The following is a 16,818-nucleotide window of genomic DNA, read 5'->3' as shown; positions in this document are numbered from 1 at the left end:
GCTCATACCGGGTTCGGGCCGAGCGTCGTCTCATCCGTCCCGTTCTCCGTCCCGTTCAACGACACCTCCGCCCAAACGGTCTTGCCGAGCGGTCGACGCGGTGTCCAGCCCCACCGCACGGCCAGAACGTCCACCAGGAGCAGTCCACGGCCGGACTCGCCCTCGGGATACGACGGGGGAGCGGTCGCGGGCAGCCGCTTCGACGAGGCGGCGTCGTCGACCTCGACCCTCAGCAGAGCCGCAGCCCGGTCGAGGGTGAGCCGGAGGCCGAACTCACGGCCGGAGACCCGACCGTGCTGTATGGCGTTCGCCGCGAGTTCGCCGACGACGAGGGCGACGGCGCAGGACGCGTCCGACATGGGCGAGTGGCCCCGACCCTCCATCCACCGGACGGCGCGACGCCGGGCGAGTTGCGCGCCTCGCGGGGACGAGGGGAACCGCGCGGTGAGCGACCGGTGTTCGGGGTCGTCGCCGTCGGGTCCCGCGAGCGGTGCGGCGCTCCGCTGCGGCTCGTCTCCTGGGGTGGCGGTTTCTGTGAGCACGGTCGGTCCGTCCCTTTCCGTCGAGTCGTCACGTTCCGTACTCAAGAGTCGACCGATCGTCATACGCTCGACAGGGGGCGCAGCCTTACCTTTCAGGACGTAAGGAACGGAAGTGAAGCCTTGGTCAAGGGAATTGATCCCAGCGCGTCGATGGCCACCCTGTTCGGTACGCGGGTGCGCAGACTCCGGACGGCAGCCGGGCTGACCCAGGCCCAGCTCGGTGAGCTGACGCATGTGGTGAGCACGCGGATCACGCAGATCGAGCGGGCGTCCGGGGCGAAGCCGACCCTGGAGCTGGCGCGTGCGCTGGACGCGGCCCTCGGCGCGGAGGAGCTGCTGGTGGAGCTGTGGCCGTACGTGTACCGGGAGGCGTTTCCGGACTGGTCGCGCGCGTTCATCGCCCACTCGGAGCGGGCGGTGTCGATCCGGCAGTACGCGGCGCATCTGGTGCCCGGTCTGTTGCAGACGGAGGAGTACGCGCGGGCCGTGCTGAGTCTCGGCATGACGTTGGACGGCGGCGCCGAGCAGTTGGAGGAGCGGGTCGCCGCCCGCATGGGGCGGCAGGAGCGGCTCACGGCTCCCGGGCGACCGGAGTTGTGGGTGGTGCTCGACGAGGCGGTGCTGAAGCGGCCGATCGGCGGGGACGACGTCATGCGGGCGCAGTTGGAGCGGCTGGTGGAGGTGGCGGCGGAGCCGCACATCACGGTGCAGGTGTTCCCGTTCGAGCAGGGCGGGCACGACGCGTTGGGCGGTTCCCTGACTGTTCTGACGCTGCCGGACGGCTCGGAGGTCGCCTACACGGAGGGCGCCCACTACGGCCAACTCGTCGAGGAACCGGCCGATGTCAGGCACTTGTCGGGGAATTACGATCGGGTCCGGGCGGATGCCCTGCCCACAGTCATGTCGCTCGACATGATCCGGTCCGCGATGAAGGGCTACTACCGTGAAGCGAACGTTCCTTCCCGATCCGAACGGCGTCGCCTGGCGCAAGAGCAGCTACAGCAATCAGGAGGGCGGCGACTGCGTGGAGGTCGCCGACGGGTTCACGGGCGTCGTGCCCGTTCGTGACAGCAAGGTCGCGGGCGGTCCCGTGGTGTCCTTCGGGGACGACTCCTGGTCCACGTTCATAAGGGAGTTCGACGGCGGTCGCCGCCGCCTCTGAGTCAACCGGGTGCTGGTCGACAGCGGTACCCCGGGTCCGCCGGTGCCTCGTTCGCGAGGTGCCGGTGGGCCGCTGAACTCCTTAAAGAACCGGGGAAAGAACTACCCACCCGCCCACCCTCCCCGCGCCGGTGCGCGCGTGTCACTCGTGCGAGTGACTGGCTTGCGAGTGCGGGAATCGGGCCGTTACGTTCACCGCAAGAGCACACCACCAGTCCACACAACAGAGCAGCCCCCGACCGGGATTCGCCGTCCCGGACGAGGGCCTAACCGATCAAGGAAGAAGACGCTTCCCGATGGCTGACTCGCAGTCTAACGCGCGCCTGCGCGCCGACGCCGGAGCACCGACCTCCGGCGTGATCCACGTACGCACCCGGCTCACCGCCGACTTCACGGTGATCTCCAACGCCCTCGCCCAGCGGCGCGGCAGCGCGGTCACGGTCGGCGTGGCCGTGTACATCCTCTCCCTGCCCACCGGCGCCCCCGTGACCATCGCCGCCCTGTGCGAGCACTTCAGCGAGGGCGAGATCCTGATCTCGCGCGCACTTCAGGAGCTGGAAGACGCCGGGTACCTGGAACGCCGACGGGAGCGTCTGGCCTCCGGGCAGGTCCGCACGCGGACGTACTTCTACGGCGTACCCGGTGGTGAGGAGCCGGACAGCCCGCCCGAGCCGCCGGAGCCGCCCCGGCCCCGGGCACGGCCCGTCGTTCCGGAGTCGGGGCCCGCGACCGGCCCCGGCGGCCCCAGCCCCGCCCCCAGCCCTGAGAGGTCCGAGAACCCGGCGCCCGCGCTCGCCGACGCCGACCCGAAGGCGGTCGCCGTACTCGCCGCCCTGCGCCGGATCGACGCCCGTCTCGTCCTCTCCACACAGGAGGCCGCACTCCTGGCACCGGCCGTGGCCGAGTGGCTCGCGGCCGGAGTCGCACCACGGGAGCTCACCGAGCTGCTGACCGCAGGGCTTCCCGACCGTTTCCAGGCCCGACCGGCCAGGGTCCTCGCCTTCCGACTCCGGGAAACGCCCCTGCCGGCGCCGCCCCAGCCCGTCGTCGAGCCCCGACCGGCAGTACTGCCCTTCCAGACGTGCGACGGCTGCGAGCGGGCGTTCCGCTCCCATGAGCCCGGACACTGCCGCAACTGCCGGGAACACCTCGTCGGAGAACGCCTGCGCGCGGCCGGCTGAGACGGACAGACTTCCGGCTCCTACACGCGGGCCAGGACGACGGCCCGAGAGCGCGTGAGGACCACCGTGGCGAGCGCCGCGCCCCAGCAGAGCAGGACCAGGACGGGGCGCAGCACAGGTGCCCCGTCGCCGCCCGGCGTGACGAGGGTGGCGAGTTCGTCGAGGGAGTGGGTCGGCAGGAAGTCCGCGGCGCGGCGCAGCCCCGAGGGGAAGTCGTCGAGGGGAAACCACAGGCCGCCGAGCATGGCCAGCGGGAAGAACACGCCCAGGCTGATGTACTGCGCCGACTCGCCGACCGCGACGAGTCCCACGGCCAGGCCGGCCAGCACGAAGACGAGGCTGGCGCCCCAGATCACGCCGAGCGCGGCGATCCAGTCGGCGGCCGGCATGGAGACGTCGTTGGCGAAGGCGCCGAGGGCGAAGACGACCACGGCCGCGGGCAGCGTCGCCAGCCAGGCGGTGAGCGCCTTCGCGCCCAGGTAGGCGGGGCCCGAGAGCGGGGTCAGCAGGATCTGGCGGGCCCAGCCCTCGCCGCGCTCCGTACCGAGGCGGATGCCCGCGCCGTTGAGCGCGCCGAAGAACGCGCCCGACACCGACATGGAGAGCATGTAGTCACGGGCGAAGAGCGGACTGTCGGAGAGGGCGTCCTGGGCGACCATCGTGAACATCACGTAGAAGCCCGCGGAGAACAGTACGGAGAAGGTCAGGAAGTACGCGCTGCGGATGAGGCAGAGGGTGTCCAGTTTCGCGTAACGCAGCATGTCAGCCTTCTCCTTCGCCCGGGACGCGGCTGCCCCGGTGGCTGTCTCCGTGGCTGTCTCGGTGGCTGCTGTCCTCGTGTGCGTGGGCGGCGTCGTCGCTGAGGAGTTCGCCCAGCGCGTCCTCCAGGGACGCCGAGGCGATGGCGACGTCCCGCAGTACGACGCCGTCGCCGTCCCGGTCGCCGACCTTGGCGTAGAGCGCGGCGAGCGTCGCGTCGCTGTCGGTGGTGGTCACCGTACGGGCGGCGCCGTCCTCGTCGACCGACCGCACGCCCGGCAGGCCGCGCAGCATGCCTTCGGCGAGCGGTTCGGCCGTACGGAAGGAGATCCGGCTCTCGGTGAAGGAGGACCGCAGTTGGGCGACCGTGCCGTCGGCGACGACCTCCCCGGCCCGTAACACCACGACGCGGTCGGCGAACTGCTCCGCCTCGTGCAGGTAGTGGGTGGTGAACAGGACCGTCGCTCCGCCCTCGGCCCGCTCGTTGAGCACCTGCCAGAAGCGGGCTCGGGCCGCCACGTCGAGGGCGACCGTGGGTTCGTCGAGGAAGAGCAGGCGAGGCAGTCCCGCGAGTGCGAGGGCCAGCTTCAGGCGCTGGCGCTCTCCTCCCGAGAGCTGCGTCACCTGCCGTGCGCGCAGCTCTTCGAGGCCGGCCTCGGCCAGGACCTGCGCGCTGGTGCGGCGGCCGTACAAGTCGGTGACCAGGGCGACGAGTTCGCCGACGCGTGCGCCCCGCATCAGGCCGGTCTCCTGCAGCATCGCGCCGAGTTCGCCGGCCGCGAGCGCCGGTTCGGGCCGGCCGCCGAGCACCTCGACGCTGCCGCTTTCGGGCCTGAGCAGACCGAGCAGGACGTACGTCAGTGTGGTCTTGCCCGCGCCGTTGGCACCGAGCAGCGCCACTCTCTCGCCCCGACGCACCTGAAGGCTCACCCCGGACAGCGCACGCACCCGCGTGCCACCGCGTCGCCGCACGACGCCCACATTCCGAATGCGGACCAAGGGCTGGGCATCTGCTGCGATCATCTCGCCTCATTCCGGCCGCCGCTGAGCTGCGTCACCCTAGCATGAGATCTTTTTCGAAAACAGCCCTCACGCATTCCATTCACTCCCCTTCTGTAATCACTCCGGAATGACATATGTAACCGGAAATTGATGACATTCCCTTCGGAATTCGAACATTGACATTCCGGTAAGCGCGTTCGGATACTTGCCCAATTGGACGGGGTGTTCACCATTCCCGTCCAAAATCCGTCGATCGATATGGAGTCAGGAGGTGAAATTGACATGAAGATCGAGAGTGTGGTCGTTGTCGAGCACCGTAGTTCCGCGCTTCAGCCGGGACTCGTCGTGGGCACTGACAGCGGTGCGTTCGGCGTCGTCGTGCCTGGTGCTTCTTCCTGCTGCGCCGGCTGTACGTCTACGTCCTGCGGTGCCGTAGTGCGTCCGACCGCCTGATCGACGAGGTGCCGGGCCAAGTGTGCCCGGCACCTCCAGGAGCACGGAGGAGAGAGATGATTCCCAAGCCCGTCATCATCAATGTGCCGGTCGACGACGTGGACGTCGGAATAGAGTTCTACGAGCGTTTCCTCGGACTGCGTCTCGCGCGATCACTCTCGCCCGAAAAGATTTCCTTCCACGCCCCGGTGTCGAGCGACGGAATCCTGCTGACTGTCAATGAGCGACATTTCGAGGGCGAGGGCGTGACGGTGATGTTCGCCGTCGACGACCTCGACCGGACACTCGACGAGTGGAAGGCGGCGGGTGGCACCGTAGTGGCCGGTCCGTATGACCTTCCGCTGCCCAAGCGGATCCGCGACGAGTTCCGTGATCAATTCCGCGACAGCCCCTTCTACCGGGGCGAGGCGGGCGACTCCATGGGCCGCGGCGCCAGCCTCCACGACCCCGAGGGAAACCGCCTCGGCATCGTCGAGTTCAGCGAATGGGCCCATGCGACCTTCGCTCTCGGCACCTACGCGAACCCGGTCACCGCCGAGCAGCTCGCCGATCAGTCGATCGCGCTGTCCCGTCGAGTGCCCGCCACCACCCAGATGTTCGACGACCCGTCGGACGGCTGAGGTCAGGTCACCGAGGCTCAGGGAGGGCCGCAGCATGCAACAGGATTCCGGGTTCGACGAGTTCAGCGTCGGCATCAACGCCTACCGCGTGCTGGCGCCCGAGGCGCGGTCCGTGGGCGTGCGCACCCACCAGCTCCGGTTCGACAACCTCGGGGCCGAGACGGCGGGCAGCGTGAGCAGCAGGGTGGCCGAGGACTTCCTCACCGCCAGCCGGCTGCGGGACCCCGACCGGGAGGGCGTGCTGTCCGCGTCGGACTACTTCGGCGACACGATGGTGACCACGCTCGCCCAGCTCGACGACGAGCCGGTACCCGACCACCAACGGGTCGAACTGCCCGCGTCGGTGCCCGCGACGATGGAGCTCGGCGAGGCCCTGATGCGGCGCCGCAGTGTCCGCGGCTACAGCGGTGACCCCGTCGCGGCCGACGAGTTGGCGACGGTGCTGCGTCTTGCCGACGGGGTGACGGCGGAGGCCGACATAGAGCTGCTGCGCGGCGGCCAGGAGACGTACCGCTTCCGTACGGCGCCGAGCGGCGGCGGCCTCTTTCCGGTCGCCCTGCATGTGGTGGCACTCGATGTGACGGGTCTGGACGTGGGCGTGTACCGATACCAGCCCGTGCGTGACGTGCTGGTGCGGGAGGGCGGCCAGGCGGTCGTCGACCGAGTGCTCGACGCCTTCACGACTCCCGGCACGGCGATCTCGTTCGACACCGCTTCGGCGTTGGTGGTCATGGTCGCGAGCCCGTGGCGCAGCATGCGCAAGTACGGGCCGCGGGGCCTGCGTTTCGTGCTGCACGAGACGGGGTGCATCACGCAGAACATGCATCTGGCGGTGACGTCCGTCGGCCTCGGCTCCACGGACTGCGCGAGCTTCGTGGACGACCGGCTGCACGCCGCGCTCGGCATCGACGGGGTACTGCGGGCGGCCGTGCACGCGGTGGTCCTGGGGAGGCTGGAGTGACCACGTCCCACAACCCGGCTCCTGGAACGACCACCACCCCTCAGGACCGTGACCTCCTCGTCTATCTCCACATCCCCTTCTGCCGCTCCAAGTGCCACTTCTGCGACTGGGTCACCGAGATCCCCACCTCCGAGCTCCTGCTCACCGAGACCGACCAGCCGCGCCGGCGCTACATCGACGCCCTGTGCCACGAACTCACCGAACGCGGCGCCCGGCTGACCGAGGCCGGCTATCGCCCCACGATCCTCTACTGGGGCGGCGGCACGGCCTCCATCCTCTCCCTCGACGAGATCGCGCGCGTCGGAGCGGCCCTGCGCCAGGCGTTTCCCGCCCTCGGCGGCGAGCTGCTGGAATCGACGATCGAGTGCAGCCCCGAGACCCTGGAGCCCGAGAAACTCGCGGCCTTCCGCGACATCGGCTTTCGCCGGCTGAGCAGCGGCGTGCAGTCCTTCGACGACAAGCGCCTGCGCACGCTGGGCCGCAGCCATGACGCCCGCCAGGCCCGCACCATCGTCCAGCAGGCGCGGGACGCCGGGTTCGAGGACATCAGCATCGACCTGATCTGCGGCTTCCCCGGACAGCCCAGCGCGGAGACCCGGGAGGCCGTACGGGTCGCCCTCGACCTGCCCCTCACCCATGTCGCGCTCTACCCCTACCGGCCCGCGCACGGCACCGTGATGCGACGCCAGCTCGGACGCGGCAACCGCCACATCGACCGCGGCGAGCAGAAGCGCGGCTACACGGCGGGCGCCGAGCTCCTGACCGGGGCGGGCTTCGACGAGTACGCGATGAGCCACTTCGGCACCGGCGGCCTGCTCTGTCACAGCGATCTGGCCTACTTCCAACTGCGCTGCGACTGGGCGGGGTTCGGGTCGGGAGCGACGTCCGTGCTCGGCGGCCGCTATCTCGCGCACGCCCGCGGCAGGCTGCTCGACTACAACCGCGACCCGCTCGCCTTCGACGAGGACTACGACCTCGCCTCGGCCGCCATCGCACCCCGCATGCTCTACCAGTCCCTGACGACGTACGAGGGCGCGCGGCGTGACTGGTGGGAGCAGCGCACCGGACAGTCCTTCGACGACGTGACGGGCCAGCGGGCCTGCCGCACCCTCCTGGACTTCTTCGACTCCGTCACCACGGTGACACGCGACGGCGACGGGCTCCGGCTGCCTCCCGGCGACATCGCCGACGCGTTCATCGAGCTGCAGTACCTCAACTCGCCCCAGCAGGGGCGTACCGACCTGTCCGTGACCGCCGCCACGCTCATGGGCTGACCCGAACGAGAGCCGACCCGAACGAGGCCTGACCCGAGCGAGAGCTGAGCCGAACGAGAGGAGACGTCCGTGTCCACGAGACGCACCAGCCGCACCGTGCGCATCAAGTCCGTCTATTCAGTGGTCCCGCACGACCAGAACACGGTCGAGCTGCGTTCGGGGGTGTGGAGCCCACAGTCGATCACGCTCGTCGACCACAGCGGCGCGGGCCGTCTCAGCACGCTCGTCACGGGGCTCGACGGCACCCGGGACCGGGCCCAGCTCGCCAAGGAGGCCGGGGTCACCCGCACCGAACTCGAGGCGCTCATCGATCACCTGGATCAGCTCGCCGTCCTGGAGCACGGTCCGTCCACGGCGCTCGACGCGTTCCTGGACCGCATGGCGAGCGGACGCGTCGAGCGGGCCGCCTTCCAGAACGTGAAGCTCCTCGGCGGCGGGCCCGCCGCGGCCCAGGTGTCGCGGCTCCTCGGCGTCCACGAACAACTGACGGTGAGCGGACCGGACCAGGGGGACGGGGACCGGCTGGTCGCTCTCCTGGACGACTGCCCGCTGGACGTCCTTGAGGACGGTCTTGCCTTCGAGCGGTTCGTGGAGAACTTCGAGGACTGGCGGGGCTGCCTGCTCGTCCATGTCGCCGATGCCGTACACCCGTTGCGTCTGGCCGTTCTCAACCGCGTCGCCCTGGCGCTGGACACTCCCTGGATCCAGGCGGCCGTCGACGGCCCACTGCTGCTGGTGGGCCCGACGTTCGTGCCCGACAGTACGGCCTGCTTCACCTGCTTCGAGACCCGCGTGGTCATGAACCTCCGTGAGGGCGCCGCCTATCAACGCTACAAGCAGGCGCTCGCCGCAGCAGGAACCGGAGCCGGAGCCGGTGCCGGTGCCATCGCGGAGGGGCAGGTCGCGGAGGACGGCTGCGCCGGGGTCCTGTCGTCGCTCCTCGCCTCGCACGCCGCGCTCGAAGCCGTGAACATGGCGGTCACCGGCACCACCAGCACGGTCGGCAAGGTGCTCGGGATCTATCTCCCGTCGATGGAGATGGTCTACTCGGAGGTGCTCAGGCTGCCGGGCTGTCCGTCGTGCGGCACCGTGCCCGAACGGGACGGCACGGAGGTCTACTTCGACGTCAGGCGGTGGATCGATGCCTGAGCTGCGCACCACGTCGGGACTGCGCGTGGTCGAGCCGCCCGACGCCCAGACCGCCCGGCTGCGCCGCCGGATGCACTCCCCGCTCTGCGGGCTCATGCCGCAGCTCGGCTTCCTCTCCCGGCCCCGGTACGGCCCGCGCCTGCTGGTCTCGGGGGGCGACCTCACCGGCGTTCACGTCCTGCGCGACCAGCCCCGTCCCAAGCTGGGCAGCTATCACATCGGCGGGTACGGGGTACGCCCCCACGAGTCGCACATCCGCACCCTCGGTGAGGTGGTGGAACGCTACGCCGGGTACGTCGCGGCCGTGAGCGGGGCCTACCCCGTCCGGGTCGCCACCGAGGCGGAGCTCGGCGACGAGCCGCACTTCCCCGTCGGCTCCTACCTCCCCTTCACCGAGGAACAGCTCGCGAGTCCGGGCTTTCCGTTCCAACGCCCCGGACCCGACGACCGGTTCGGCTGGAGCCGCTTCACCCGCCTGCGCGACGGCCGGCCCACCTGGCTGCCGGCGCAGCTCACAACCGTCGGCTACGTGGTGCGGGACACCGAGGGCGAGCCGTGGGTGCAGCCCGCCGTCACCACCGGCACGGCCGCGCACACCGACCCGGACAAGGCCGCGCTCGGCGCGCTTCAGGAGATGGCGCAGATCGACGCGGCGGTCGGCCACTGGTACGGCGCCACCCGATCCGTGCGCATCCGTCCGGGCCGACGCTCCGCCGCGCTCCTGCGGCTGGTGGCCCGGCACTGTCATCCCCTCGGCGGGCAGCCGGAGTTCCACCTGCTGCCCAGCGCCGACCTGCCCGGCTTCACCATCGCCTGCCTGCTGCGCGAGCCGGGCGGCCAAGTGCCCGCGGTCGCCGTGGGCCTCGGCATCGACGACCGCCTGGAGGCCGCGATGTACAAGGCGTTCCTGGAGGGCGTGGGGGTGCGCGCGCTCGCCACGTGGACGAGCGTGCAGGATCACGCGTCCGGCACCGACTCCGGTGACGACTCCGGTGACGAGGCCATCTTCGACCTGGAGAGCAACGTCGTCCTGGCCGCTTCCCCGCAGGGCGCCCGGGTCGTCGAGGAACGCTACGGGGACTGCGAGGAGGCCAGTGCCGACGACCTCCCGCCGGACGCCGAGAACCTGGGTGCCGCGCACTCCGTACGCCGTCTCGTCTCGGCCTTCCACCACACCGGCAAACGTCTGTACGCCGGGGACCTGACCACCGTCGACGCGGCGGCACTCGGCTTCGTCGTAGCGCGCTTCTGGAGTCCCGACCTGCTCACCCTGCCGCTGCCCAGTGCGCCGACGGCGGCCCATCCCCGGTTCGCGGCGTACGGAGGGTTCCGGCGACATGCCCCTCATCCCTTCCCCTGAGCCCCTCCACCTCGTCCCCGCCGACACGCGGCCCCTTCTCACGGCGACCGTGGTGGTCCTCGGCCTGGCCTCGATGACCGTCGCCGCCCATCTCCACACGCGCTGGGCCGGACTGCGCCGCGTGCCGATGCTGGCCCTGCACACCGGTGTCTGTGTGCTCGTCCTCTCGGGAGGCGGCCTCCTGCTCGGCGTCGGGGTGCTGCGCCCGGTCGGCGGTGGCTGGGTGCCGGGACTCGGCTCCCTCCCCGCCGGGCTGCTCGCGGGTCTGCTGCTCGGCCCGCTCGTGGCGTACGCGGCCACCCGCGCCGACCGGTCGCTCACCCGGTGGTGGGGGCGACGGGCCGGGCACGCGGTACGCGACGAACGGTCGGTGACGCTGCGTTCCGGGCAGGCGAGGCCGGCCGGGGTCGCCGTGTCGGCTTCGGCCACCCGGCGCACCGGGCTGATCGAGGCCCGCAACAACTTCGCACCGACCTCCGCCGATCTGCGCGTGCGTCTGCCACTGCTGCTCGCGGTCGCGGTGGCAGAGGAGCTCGTGTACCGGGGCGTCCTGACGGCGCTCGCGCTGCGCGCCGGATCGGCGGTCGCGGTGGTGGGGGCACTGCTCGGGGTGCAGCTCGTCTTCGCCGTGTCCCACGTGTTCTTCGGCTGGGGGCAGGTGCTGTCCAAGCTGCCGCTCGCCGGGCTGTGCGCCGGCGCCGTGCTCCTGACCGGGACGGTGCTGCCCGCCGTCGTCGGCCATGCCCTGTTCAACACATGGGTCTGGCGTTACCACCGGGCCCGCCCCAGCGCGGCCGGACGGGCCCGGACCGGCGCCCCGGTGTGGGGGGCGGCCCGGTGAGTACACCGTTGCGCGTACTGACGCTGGCCGCCGTGGTGGTCGTCTACTACTGGTTCGGCAAGGCCCTCCTGTTCCGCGGTGCACGCCGGCTCGCGGCAGTGACGCGGATCGGCCCGTCCCACTGGGGCACCGCGCAGCGCGCGGACGTCTTCGAACTGGCCGCGGCGGGCGCGAGTCATGTCGTCGTGGTGGTCGCGCTGCTCGCCGTGACGGGGATCGGGCCCGGAGTGCTGGTGAGCGGCCTCGCCAGGCCCGACCTCCTCGTGCTGGGCGTCCTGCTGGGCATCGGGGAGCTGGCGCTCGGGTCGCTGCTGTGCCGGGCGTTGATCGAGGTGAGCCTGGCACGCCGGTCGCGGACGCGGCCACCCGTACGGACGCGGCCACCCGCCCGGGGGACGGCGGGCGCGGTGGGCGCGGCGGGCGCAGTGGGTCCGGCGGGCCCGGTACGCGTGCTCGACCCGCCCCGCCCGGGGCGCCGTTCACGCCGCCCGGCCGCGGACTCCGAGGACCAGGGGCAGTCCCTGCGGTCCTGGCTGGGACGCTCGCGCGGCGGCTGGATCCGCCACCATCTCACCGCCCTCAAAGTCCTGCCCCTGTGGGCGGCCCTCGGCCTGACGGGCGTCCAGGTCGCCTCCGAGGAACTGGTGTTCCGCGGCGTCGCCCTGACCTGGTTGCGCGACGCGGGACCGGTCGTGGCGCTCACCACCTCCATCGTCCTGTTCGTCCTCATGCAGGCGTTCTTCATGTCGTCCTGGCGGGGGGCGATGTTCCCCGTGGTGGGCGGCGTGGTCATGGGGGTCGTGCACGGCCTGGTGTTCTGGACGACTCCCTTCGTGGCGCCACTCGTCGTGGCGCACGTCGTGTTCTTCGTCTTCGCCGTCATCTAGAGCGAGAAGAGGTCGCTTACGCCATGGAACACGGTCTGTCGTTTCTCCCCGATGCCGAACACTCCACGCTGCCCGCGCCGGAGTACTTCCGCACGGCCCTCGATCTCAGCCGGTACGCCGACGAGGCCGGGCTCAGCCATGTGAAGATCACCGAGCACTATCTGCGCACGTACGGCGGCTACTGCCCGAGCCCTCTCACCTTCCTGTCGGCCGTCGCGGCGGTGACGACGCGGGTGCGCCTGATGACCGGCTGCGTCCTGCCGGTCTTCCACCATCCCCTCGCGCTCGCCTCCGAGACGGCGATGGTGGACGCGCTCAGCGACGGTCGCCTCGACGTCGGGTTCGCCCGGGCCTATCTCCCCTACGAATTCGAGGCGTTCGGGGTGCCCATGGACGGCAGCCGGGAACGGTTCGTGGCGACGGTGGACGCCGTGCGCCGTCTGTGGACCGAGGAGAAGGTCACCGCCGACACCCCGTTCTTCCGATTCGCCGAGGCGACGACGCTGCCCCGTCCGGTGCAGGATCCGCACCCGCCCACCTGGATCGCGGCCGTCCGGTCCCGCTCGAGTTTCGCCTGGGCGGGCGAGCAGGGCCACGGCCTCCTGGTGACCCCGGCGCTCACGCCGCTGGAGGAGATGGCGGACCACATCGCCGTCTACCGCGAGAGCTTCGAGCTCAGCGGGCACACCGCGCACGGCGGACACCGCACGTCACGGGGGCGCGTGCTGGCGAGCCTTCCGCTGTACGTCGGCGCCGACGACCGTGCGGCCTACGCGGCAGCGGACCCGCTGCTGGCCCACTACCTGCGGGTCTGGGCCGAGTCGACGGACGCGTGGACCACCACGGTCAGCAGTGACTACCGCGGATACACCGGCATGAGCCGGGCGATCCGCGCGATGACCCCCGAGTCGTTCCGCACCCTCGGCGGCGCCGTGGTGGGCGGGCCGGACCGGGTGGCGGACCGCGTCCAGGCCATCGCGGAGGTCCTCGGCGTGGACGGCTTCCTGTGGCAGGTCGACTTCGGCGCGGTCGACGGCGCGCGGGCCCGCGCCAGCGTGGAGCTCTTCTGCACGGACGTACTGCCGCAACTCGCCGTCTCGCAGGGACGGGAGGCGGAACGGGAGACTGGACAGGAAACCGGACAGGAGGCCGGACGGGAGACCGACCGCCCAGGGCGCTGAGGTTCGCCAGGTCCTGTGTTCACCGCGGGACTGACGGAAATGCTACGACAGGACGTCTAGATCCAGCCCCGCCGCCCGGCTTCCTCGGCCGCCTCATGGCGGTTCCGCGCGCCGGTCTTGCTGATGGCCCGCGACAGGTAGTTGCGTACCGTGCCCGGAGTCAACGAGACGGTGGCCGCGATCTCGGCCACCGTCGTACAGCCCCGGGACACCCGCAGGATGTCGCCCTCGCGCAGGGTCAGCGGACATGGCTCGACGAGCAGTGCCTGCACGGACAGCTCCGGGTCGAGGACGCGCTCCCCGGCCACCACCCGCAGCATGACCTCGCGCAGTTCCGCGACGGACACGCTCTTCGTGACGAAGCCGCTGGTCCCCGCGGCCACCGCCCTGCGCAACTGCGCCACGTCTCCCGCCGTGGTGAGGACGACGCAGTGGACGCGCGGACACTGCCTGCGCAGCTCCGCCACCGTCCCGAGGGCGTCCTCGGTCCGCTCCAGGTCCACCAGCACCACGTCCGGACCCAGTCGTACGGCCTCCTGCACCGCGTCCTTCATGGTCGTGGCCGCGCCCAGGAGGCGCAGGCCGGACGTGTGCTGGAGGAGATGGACAAAGGCCCGGCGGTCGAGATCGTCGCTCTCGGCCACCAGGACGGTGATGTCTTGCTGAACGGTTCTGAGCACATCGCTGTTCTCCACCCCGTGTCTCCCCCGTTTCCTCCTTCCCAGATTGCCACGATCCCGGCCCCGGCTCCGGCCCCAGCCAGGCGAATTCAGCCACACGGAACACGCCACTCCCGCCCCACGAGCCTGCCTGTCGAGCTCCCGTGTTCACACGTCGGTCGAAGCCGACGCGGGTCTGCGTTCCGGTCGCGTCACCCAGCGGTGGCCAGGCGGCGCCTGAGTTCGTCCTCGGGGACGTCCTCGAGGTGGGTCAGGAAGACCCATGTGTGGCCCGAGGGGTCCTTGAGGATGACGGTGCGGTCGCCGTGGAACATGTCGGTCGGCGGCTGGAGGATCTCGGCGCCTGCCGCCTGCGCGCGCTTCGCCAGGCTGTCGACGTCCGGGACGAAAACGTGCAGCATGACGGACGTGCCTCCACCGAGCGAACTCGGCGCGGTGAAGGAGCTGGGCCCTGCCTCTGCGTCTGTGTCTGCCTCTGCCGCGCCGGCGTCGCCCAGCATCAGTACCGACCGTCCGACGGTGATCTCGGCGTGCATGACCCCGCCGCCGCCCGGCGCGTCGATCCGGACGTCCTCGCGGGCGCCGAACGCCCGCTGGTAGAAGTCGATCGCCGCCGCCGCGTCGTCCACCATGATGTGCGGGATCACCGCGTAGCGGTAGCGGTCCGGGATCTCGATGGCGTCCGTGGTGCGCTCGTCCATGACGGATCTCCTCAGCAACAACCGCCGGCCGGTGCCGGCGGCTCTGCAACGAAGCTAGAAGCTCAAGCTTGGTTCAGGTCAAGCGTCTTCGGACCCGCCCCGCGATCATCGCCGTCTCGGTCGTCAGACGGGGTGGGGGTGGCGCGGCGGGACAGGAGGAGGACCGTCACCGTGATGAGCTGGACGCCGAGGATCATGGCCTGGACCTTCGGCTCCTCCACGGCCAGCAGGATCATCGTCGCGTTGACGGCGAAGTGCACCGCGATCGAGGCGACGATGCCGGCGCGCTCGTAGGCGGCGGTGACCAGCATGGCCATCGGGATGTTGCTCGCGACGAACAGCACACCGCTCGGGGTGGCGAGGCCGAGGTCGTGCTGCACGGTTCCGTCGATGAAGAACAGCGGGAGGTGCCAGACGGCCCAGGTGACGCCCAGGACCAGGCAGACCTGGAAGGTGCCCATCTTCGCGCGGAGCCTCGGGTAGGCGGTGCCGCGCCAGCCGGGCTCCTCGGACAGCGGGCCGCTGACCAGCATGCCGACGAAGAACGCCGCGGGGCCGCCGAAGTCCTCGATGGCGTCCTTCGCCACGTCCAGGCTCAGCTCGGGGCCGCCTGCCCGACTCGCCAGCAGGGCGGCCACCAGCACGGTCGCCGAGCCCAGCACCAGGAGCAGTGCCGCCCGGAGCAGGAGTGCCGCGCGGAACGGGCGGAACGGGACCACGTACTCGGGGACGGGCTCGCGTCGCCTGCGGCGGCGGACGCGGATGACCAGGGCGCCTATCAGCGGGCCGAAGGCGCCGAGCATGAAAGGGGCGTTGGCGGCCTCGTTCGTCTCCGTGCCGCCGAGCGCGATCGCCACGCCCCAGGCGAGCCAGCTCACGGCGAAGGCGATGACCATGAAGAGGGTCAGGTCGGCGCGGTAGTGGGAGTGGCAGTGGGGGCCGGCGGTGGTGGGGGTGGTTGCGCTTCGTGAAGTGGGCATGCCAAACCTTCGGGTGTGTTCGGGTGTGGGGGTGACCTCGTGTGCCTTGCGTGACGTGAGGTGGGTCGGGGTCTGGGCGGTCAGGGAGGTCAGGGGTGGGTTGTTCGCCGTTCGCCCAGAGGGCCGCTCGCGTTCGCGTGCATGCGGGCCGTGAGCCACGTGGCGACGAGGGCGAGCAGGGCCGGGTCGACCGGCTCGCGCAGGAGGCGGCGGTACGAGCGGAGCGTGGGGCGCCCCCCGTCGCGGCGCAGAATGTGGGTCAGACCGGGGACGCGGTGGGTCTCGGTGTCCCCGCCGGGGACCAGGCGCCGGATCTCGGCAAGGTCGGCGGGGTCGACCTGGACGTCCTTGTCGCCGGTGACGGCCAGGACGGGGACCGGGACCGGGATGGCGGCGAGGTCGTCCCGGGTGTCGTGGACCAGCATCTCGCGCATCCAGCGGGCGTTGACCGGGATTCCGGCGATGCGCGCGACGTCGGTACGGGTTCGCTCGACGCGGGCCAGGACCCGCTCGCCCAGTGCTCCCAGCGGGCGGCGCAGCAGCCGTACGGGGGCGGGCATGCCCTGGAGGACCGAGCCGGCCTGCCATCGGAACGCCTCCTCGCCCGGGCGGGCGAACCCGGCCAGCAGCACCACCGCCCGCACGTCGTGCCGGGCGGCGAGGGTCATCGCGTGCAGGGCGCCCTCGCTGTGCCCGACGACGGCGACGGATTCGGCGCGTACGGCTGCGTGGGCGCTCAGGGTCCGCAGGGCGGCGGCCGCGTCCCGGCAGTTGTCGGTGAAGCCGCTCTCCCGCCAGACGCCGGGAGTGGCACCCGCACCGCGCCGGTCGTAGCGCAGCGTGGCGATCCCCGCCTCCGCCAGGACGTCGGCCAGCGGGCGGCCGAGGTTCACGGGCAGCTTGGGCGCGTTGCCCTCACGGTCCAGAGGGCCCGAACCGTGCAGCAGGAGGACGGCGGGATGCGGCCCGGGGCCGGTCGGCAGGGTCAGGGTGCCGGCCAGGCCGGTTCCATCGTCCGCGATGACCGTCAGGTCGGTTTCGGGCAAGGCTCCGCCTCTCTCGATCGCTCTCAACTACGAGAACGTT

Annotated in this window: 18 protein-coding genes; 11 read left to right on the top strand and 7 right to left on the bottom strand. The window is 71.1% G+C overall.

Annotated features, from left to right (window positions below; all coding sequences use genetic code 11):
* Positions 1 to 2: 2 nt before the first annotated feature.
* Complete coding sequence (locus KUM40_RS01330; protein WP_308401032.1) at positions 3 to 542, bottom strand: ATP-binding protein; 540 nt, start codon at positions 540 to 542, stop codon at positions 3 to 5.
* Positions 543 to 692: 150 nt separating this feature from the next.
* Here KUM40_RS01330 and KUM40_RS01325 point away from each other — a divergent pair, with 150 nt between their 5' ends.
* The 3 genes from KUM40_RS01325 (at position 693) to KUM40_RS01320 (ending at position 2,884) form a co-directional block, all read left to right on the top strand.
* A complete protein-coding gene (locus KUM40_RS01325) occupies positions 693 to 1,610 on the top strand; it encodes a helix-turn-helix transcriptional regulator (protein ID WP_217161937.1) in 918 nt (305 codons plus the stop codon).
* Positions 1,567 to 1,704, top strand: coding sequence for a DUF397 domain-containing protein (locus KUM40_RS40945; RefSeq protein ID WP_308401031.1), 138 nt, complete (start codon positions 1,567 to 1,569; stop codon positions 1,702 to 1,704). Before KUM40_RS01325 ends, KUM40_RS40945 begins: the two co-directional genes overlap by 44 nt.
* A 295-nt stretch (positions 1,705 to 1,999) precedes the next feature.
* Positions 2,000 to 2,884 carry a hypothetical protein gene (locus KUM40_RS01320; RefSeq protein ID WP_217161902.1) on the top strand — a complete coding sequence of 295 codons (885 nt, stop codon included), beginning with the start codon at positions 2,000 to 2,002 and terminating at the stop codon, positions 2,882 to 2,884.
* Between the two features lie 20 nt (positions 2,885 to 2,904).
* On the opposite strand, the gene KUM40_RS01315 is transcribed toward KUM40_RS01320, so the two are convergent.
* Both KUM40_RS01315 and KUM40_RS01310 read right to left on the bottom strand, forming a co-directional pair.
* Entirely contained in the window at positions 2,905 to 3,645 is a 741-nt protein-coding gene (locus tag KUM40_RS01315) for an ABC transporter permease (RefSeq protein ID WP_217161900.1), read from the bottom strand.
* 1 nt (position 3,646) lies between these two features.
* Positions 3,647 to 4,666: an ABC transporter ATP-binding protein gene (locus KUM40_RS01310; protein WP_217161898.1), complete on the bottom strand. Its 1,020-nt coding sequence runs from the start codon at positions 4,664 to 4,666 to the stop codon at positions 3,647 to 3,649.
* A 488-nt stretch (positions 4,667 to 5,154) separates the two neighbouring features.
* Here KUM40_RS01310 and KUM40_RS01305 point away from each other — a divergent pair, with 488 nt between their 5' ends.
* The 8 genes from KUM40_RS01305 to KUM40_RS01270 all read left to right on the top strand — a co-directional run bounded on the left by KUM40_RS01305 (position 5,155) and on the right by KUM40_RS01270 (position 13,371).
* Positions 5,155 to 5,718, top strand: coding sequence for a VOC family protein (locus KUM40_RS01305; RefSeq protein WP_217161896.1), 564 nt, complete (start codon positions 5,155 to 5,157; stop codon positions 5,716 to 5,718).
* 34 nt (positions 5,719 to 5,752) lie between these two features.
* The gene (locus KUM40_RS01300) at positions 5,753 to 6,679 is read left to right on the top strand and encodes a SagB/ThcOx family dehydrogenase (protein WP_217161892.1); all 927 of its coding nucleotides are present in this window, start codon (positions 5,753 to 5,755) and stop codon (positions 6,677 to 6,679) included.
* Entirely contained in the window at positions 6,676 to 7,953 is a 1,278-nt protein-coding gene (locus KUM40_RS01295; protein WP_217161890.1) for a coproporphyrinogen-III oxidase family protein, read from the top strand. Before KUM40_RS01300 ends, KUM40_RS01295 begins: the two co-directional genes overlap by 4 nt.
* A 69-nt stretch (positions 7,954 to 8,022) precedes the next feature.
* Positions 8,023 to 9,102 carry a TOMM precursor leader peptide-binding protein gene (locus KUM40_RS01290; RefSeq protein ID WP_217161888.1) on the top strand — a complete coding sequence of 360 codons (1,080 nt, stop codon included), beginning with the start codon at positions 8,023 to 8,025 and terminating at the stop codon, positions 9,100 to 9,102.
* Positions 9,095 to 10,462, top strand: a complete 1,368-nt coding sequence (locus KUM40_RS01285; RefSeq protein ID WP_217161885.1) for a YcaO-like family protein — start codon at positions 9,095 to 9,097, stop codon at positions 10,460 to 10,462. The genes KUM40_RS01290 and KUM40_RS01285 overlap by 8 nt, the downstream gene beginning before the upstream one ends.
* Positions 10,440 to 11,303 (top strand): CPBP family intramembrane glutamic endopeptidase, encoded by an 864-nt coding sequence (locus KUM40_RS01280; protein WP_217161883.1) that lies wholly within the window; start codon positions 10,440 to 10,442, stop codon positions 11,301 to 11,303. Before KUM40_RS01285 ends, KUM40_RS01280 begins: the two co-directional genes overlap by 23 nt.
* Positions 11,300 to 12,190: a type II CAAX prenyl endopeptidase Rce1 family protein gene (locus KUM40_RS01275; RefSeq protein ID WP_217161882.1), complete on the top strand. Its 891-nt coding sequence runs from the start codon at positions 11,300 to 11,302 to the stop codon at positions 12,188 to 12,190. The genes KUM40_RS01280 and KUM40_RS01275 overlap by 4 nt, the downstream gene beginning before the upstream one ends.
* A 23-nt stretch (positions 12,191 to 12,213) precedes the next feature.
* A complete protein-coding gene (locus tag KUM40_RS01270) occupies positions 12,214 to 13,371 on the top strand; it encodes an LLM class flavin-dependent oxidoreductase (RefSeq protein WP_217161880.1) in 1,158 nt (385 codons plus the stop codon).
* A 56-nt stretch (positions 13,372 to 13,427) separates the two neighbouring features.
* Here KUM40_RS01270 and KUM40_RS01265 read toward each other — a convergent pair whose 3' ends face one another.
* The 4 genes from KUM40_RS01265 to KUM40_RS01250 all read right to left on the bottom strand — a co-directional run bounded on the left by KUM40_RS01265 (position 13,428) and on the right by KUM40_RS01250 (position 16,778).
* Positions 13,428 to 14,066 carry a response regulator transcription factor gene (locus tag KUM40_RS01265; RefSeq protein WP_217161878.1) on the bottom strand — a complete coding sequence of 213 codons (639 nt, stop codon included), beginning with the start codon at positions 14,064 to 14,066 and terminating at the stop codon, positions 13,428 to 13,430.
* A gap of 176 nt (positions 14,067 to 14,242) precedes the next feature.
* Positions 14,243 to 14,752, bottom strand: coding sequence for a glyoxalase/bleomycin resistance/extradiol dioxygenase family protein (locus tag KUM40_RS01260; RefSeq protein WP_217161876.1), 510 nt, complete (start codon positions 14,750 to 14,752; stop codon positions 14,243 to 14,245).
* A gap of 62 nt (positions 14,753 to 14,814) precedes the next feature.
* Complete coding sequence (locus KUM40_RS01255) at positions 14,815 to 15,732, bottom strand: CPBP family intramembrane glutamic endopeptidase (protein ID WP_254394364.1); 918 nt, start codon at positions 15,730 to 15,732, stop codon at positions 14,815 to 14,817.
* 89 nt (positions 15,733 to 15,821) lie between these two features.
* Complete coding sequence (locus KUM40_RS01250) at positions 15,822 to 16,778, bottom strand: alpha/beta hydrolase (RefSeq protein WP_217161875.1); 957 nt, start codon at positions 16,776 to 16,778, stop codon at positions 15,822 to 15,824.
* Positions 16,779 to 16,818: the final 40 nt, after the last annotated feature.

The sequence above is a fragment of the Streptomyces sp. AC512_CC834 genome, from assembly GCF_019049325.1.
Classification (GTDB): domain Bacteria; phylum Actinomycetota; class Actinomycetes; order Streptomycetales; family Streptomycetaceae; genus Streptomyces.
This window is presented reverse-complemented; position numbering and strand designations above follow the sequence as displayed.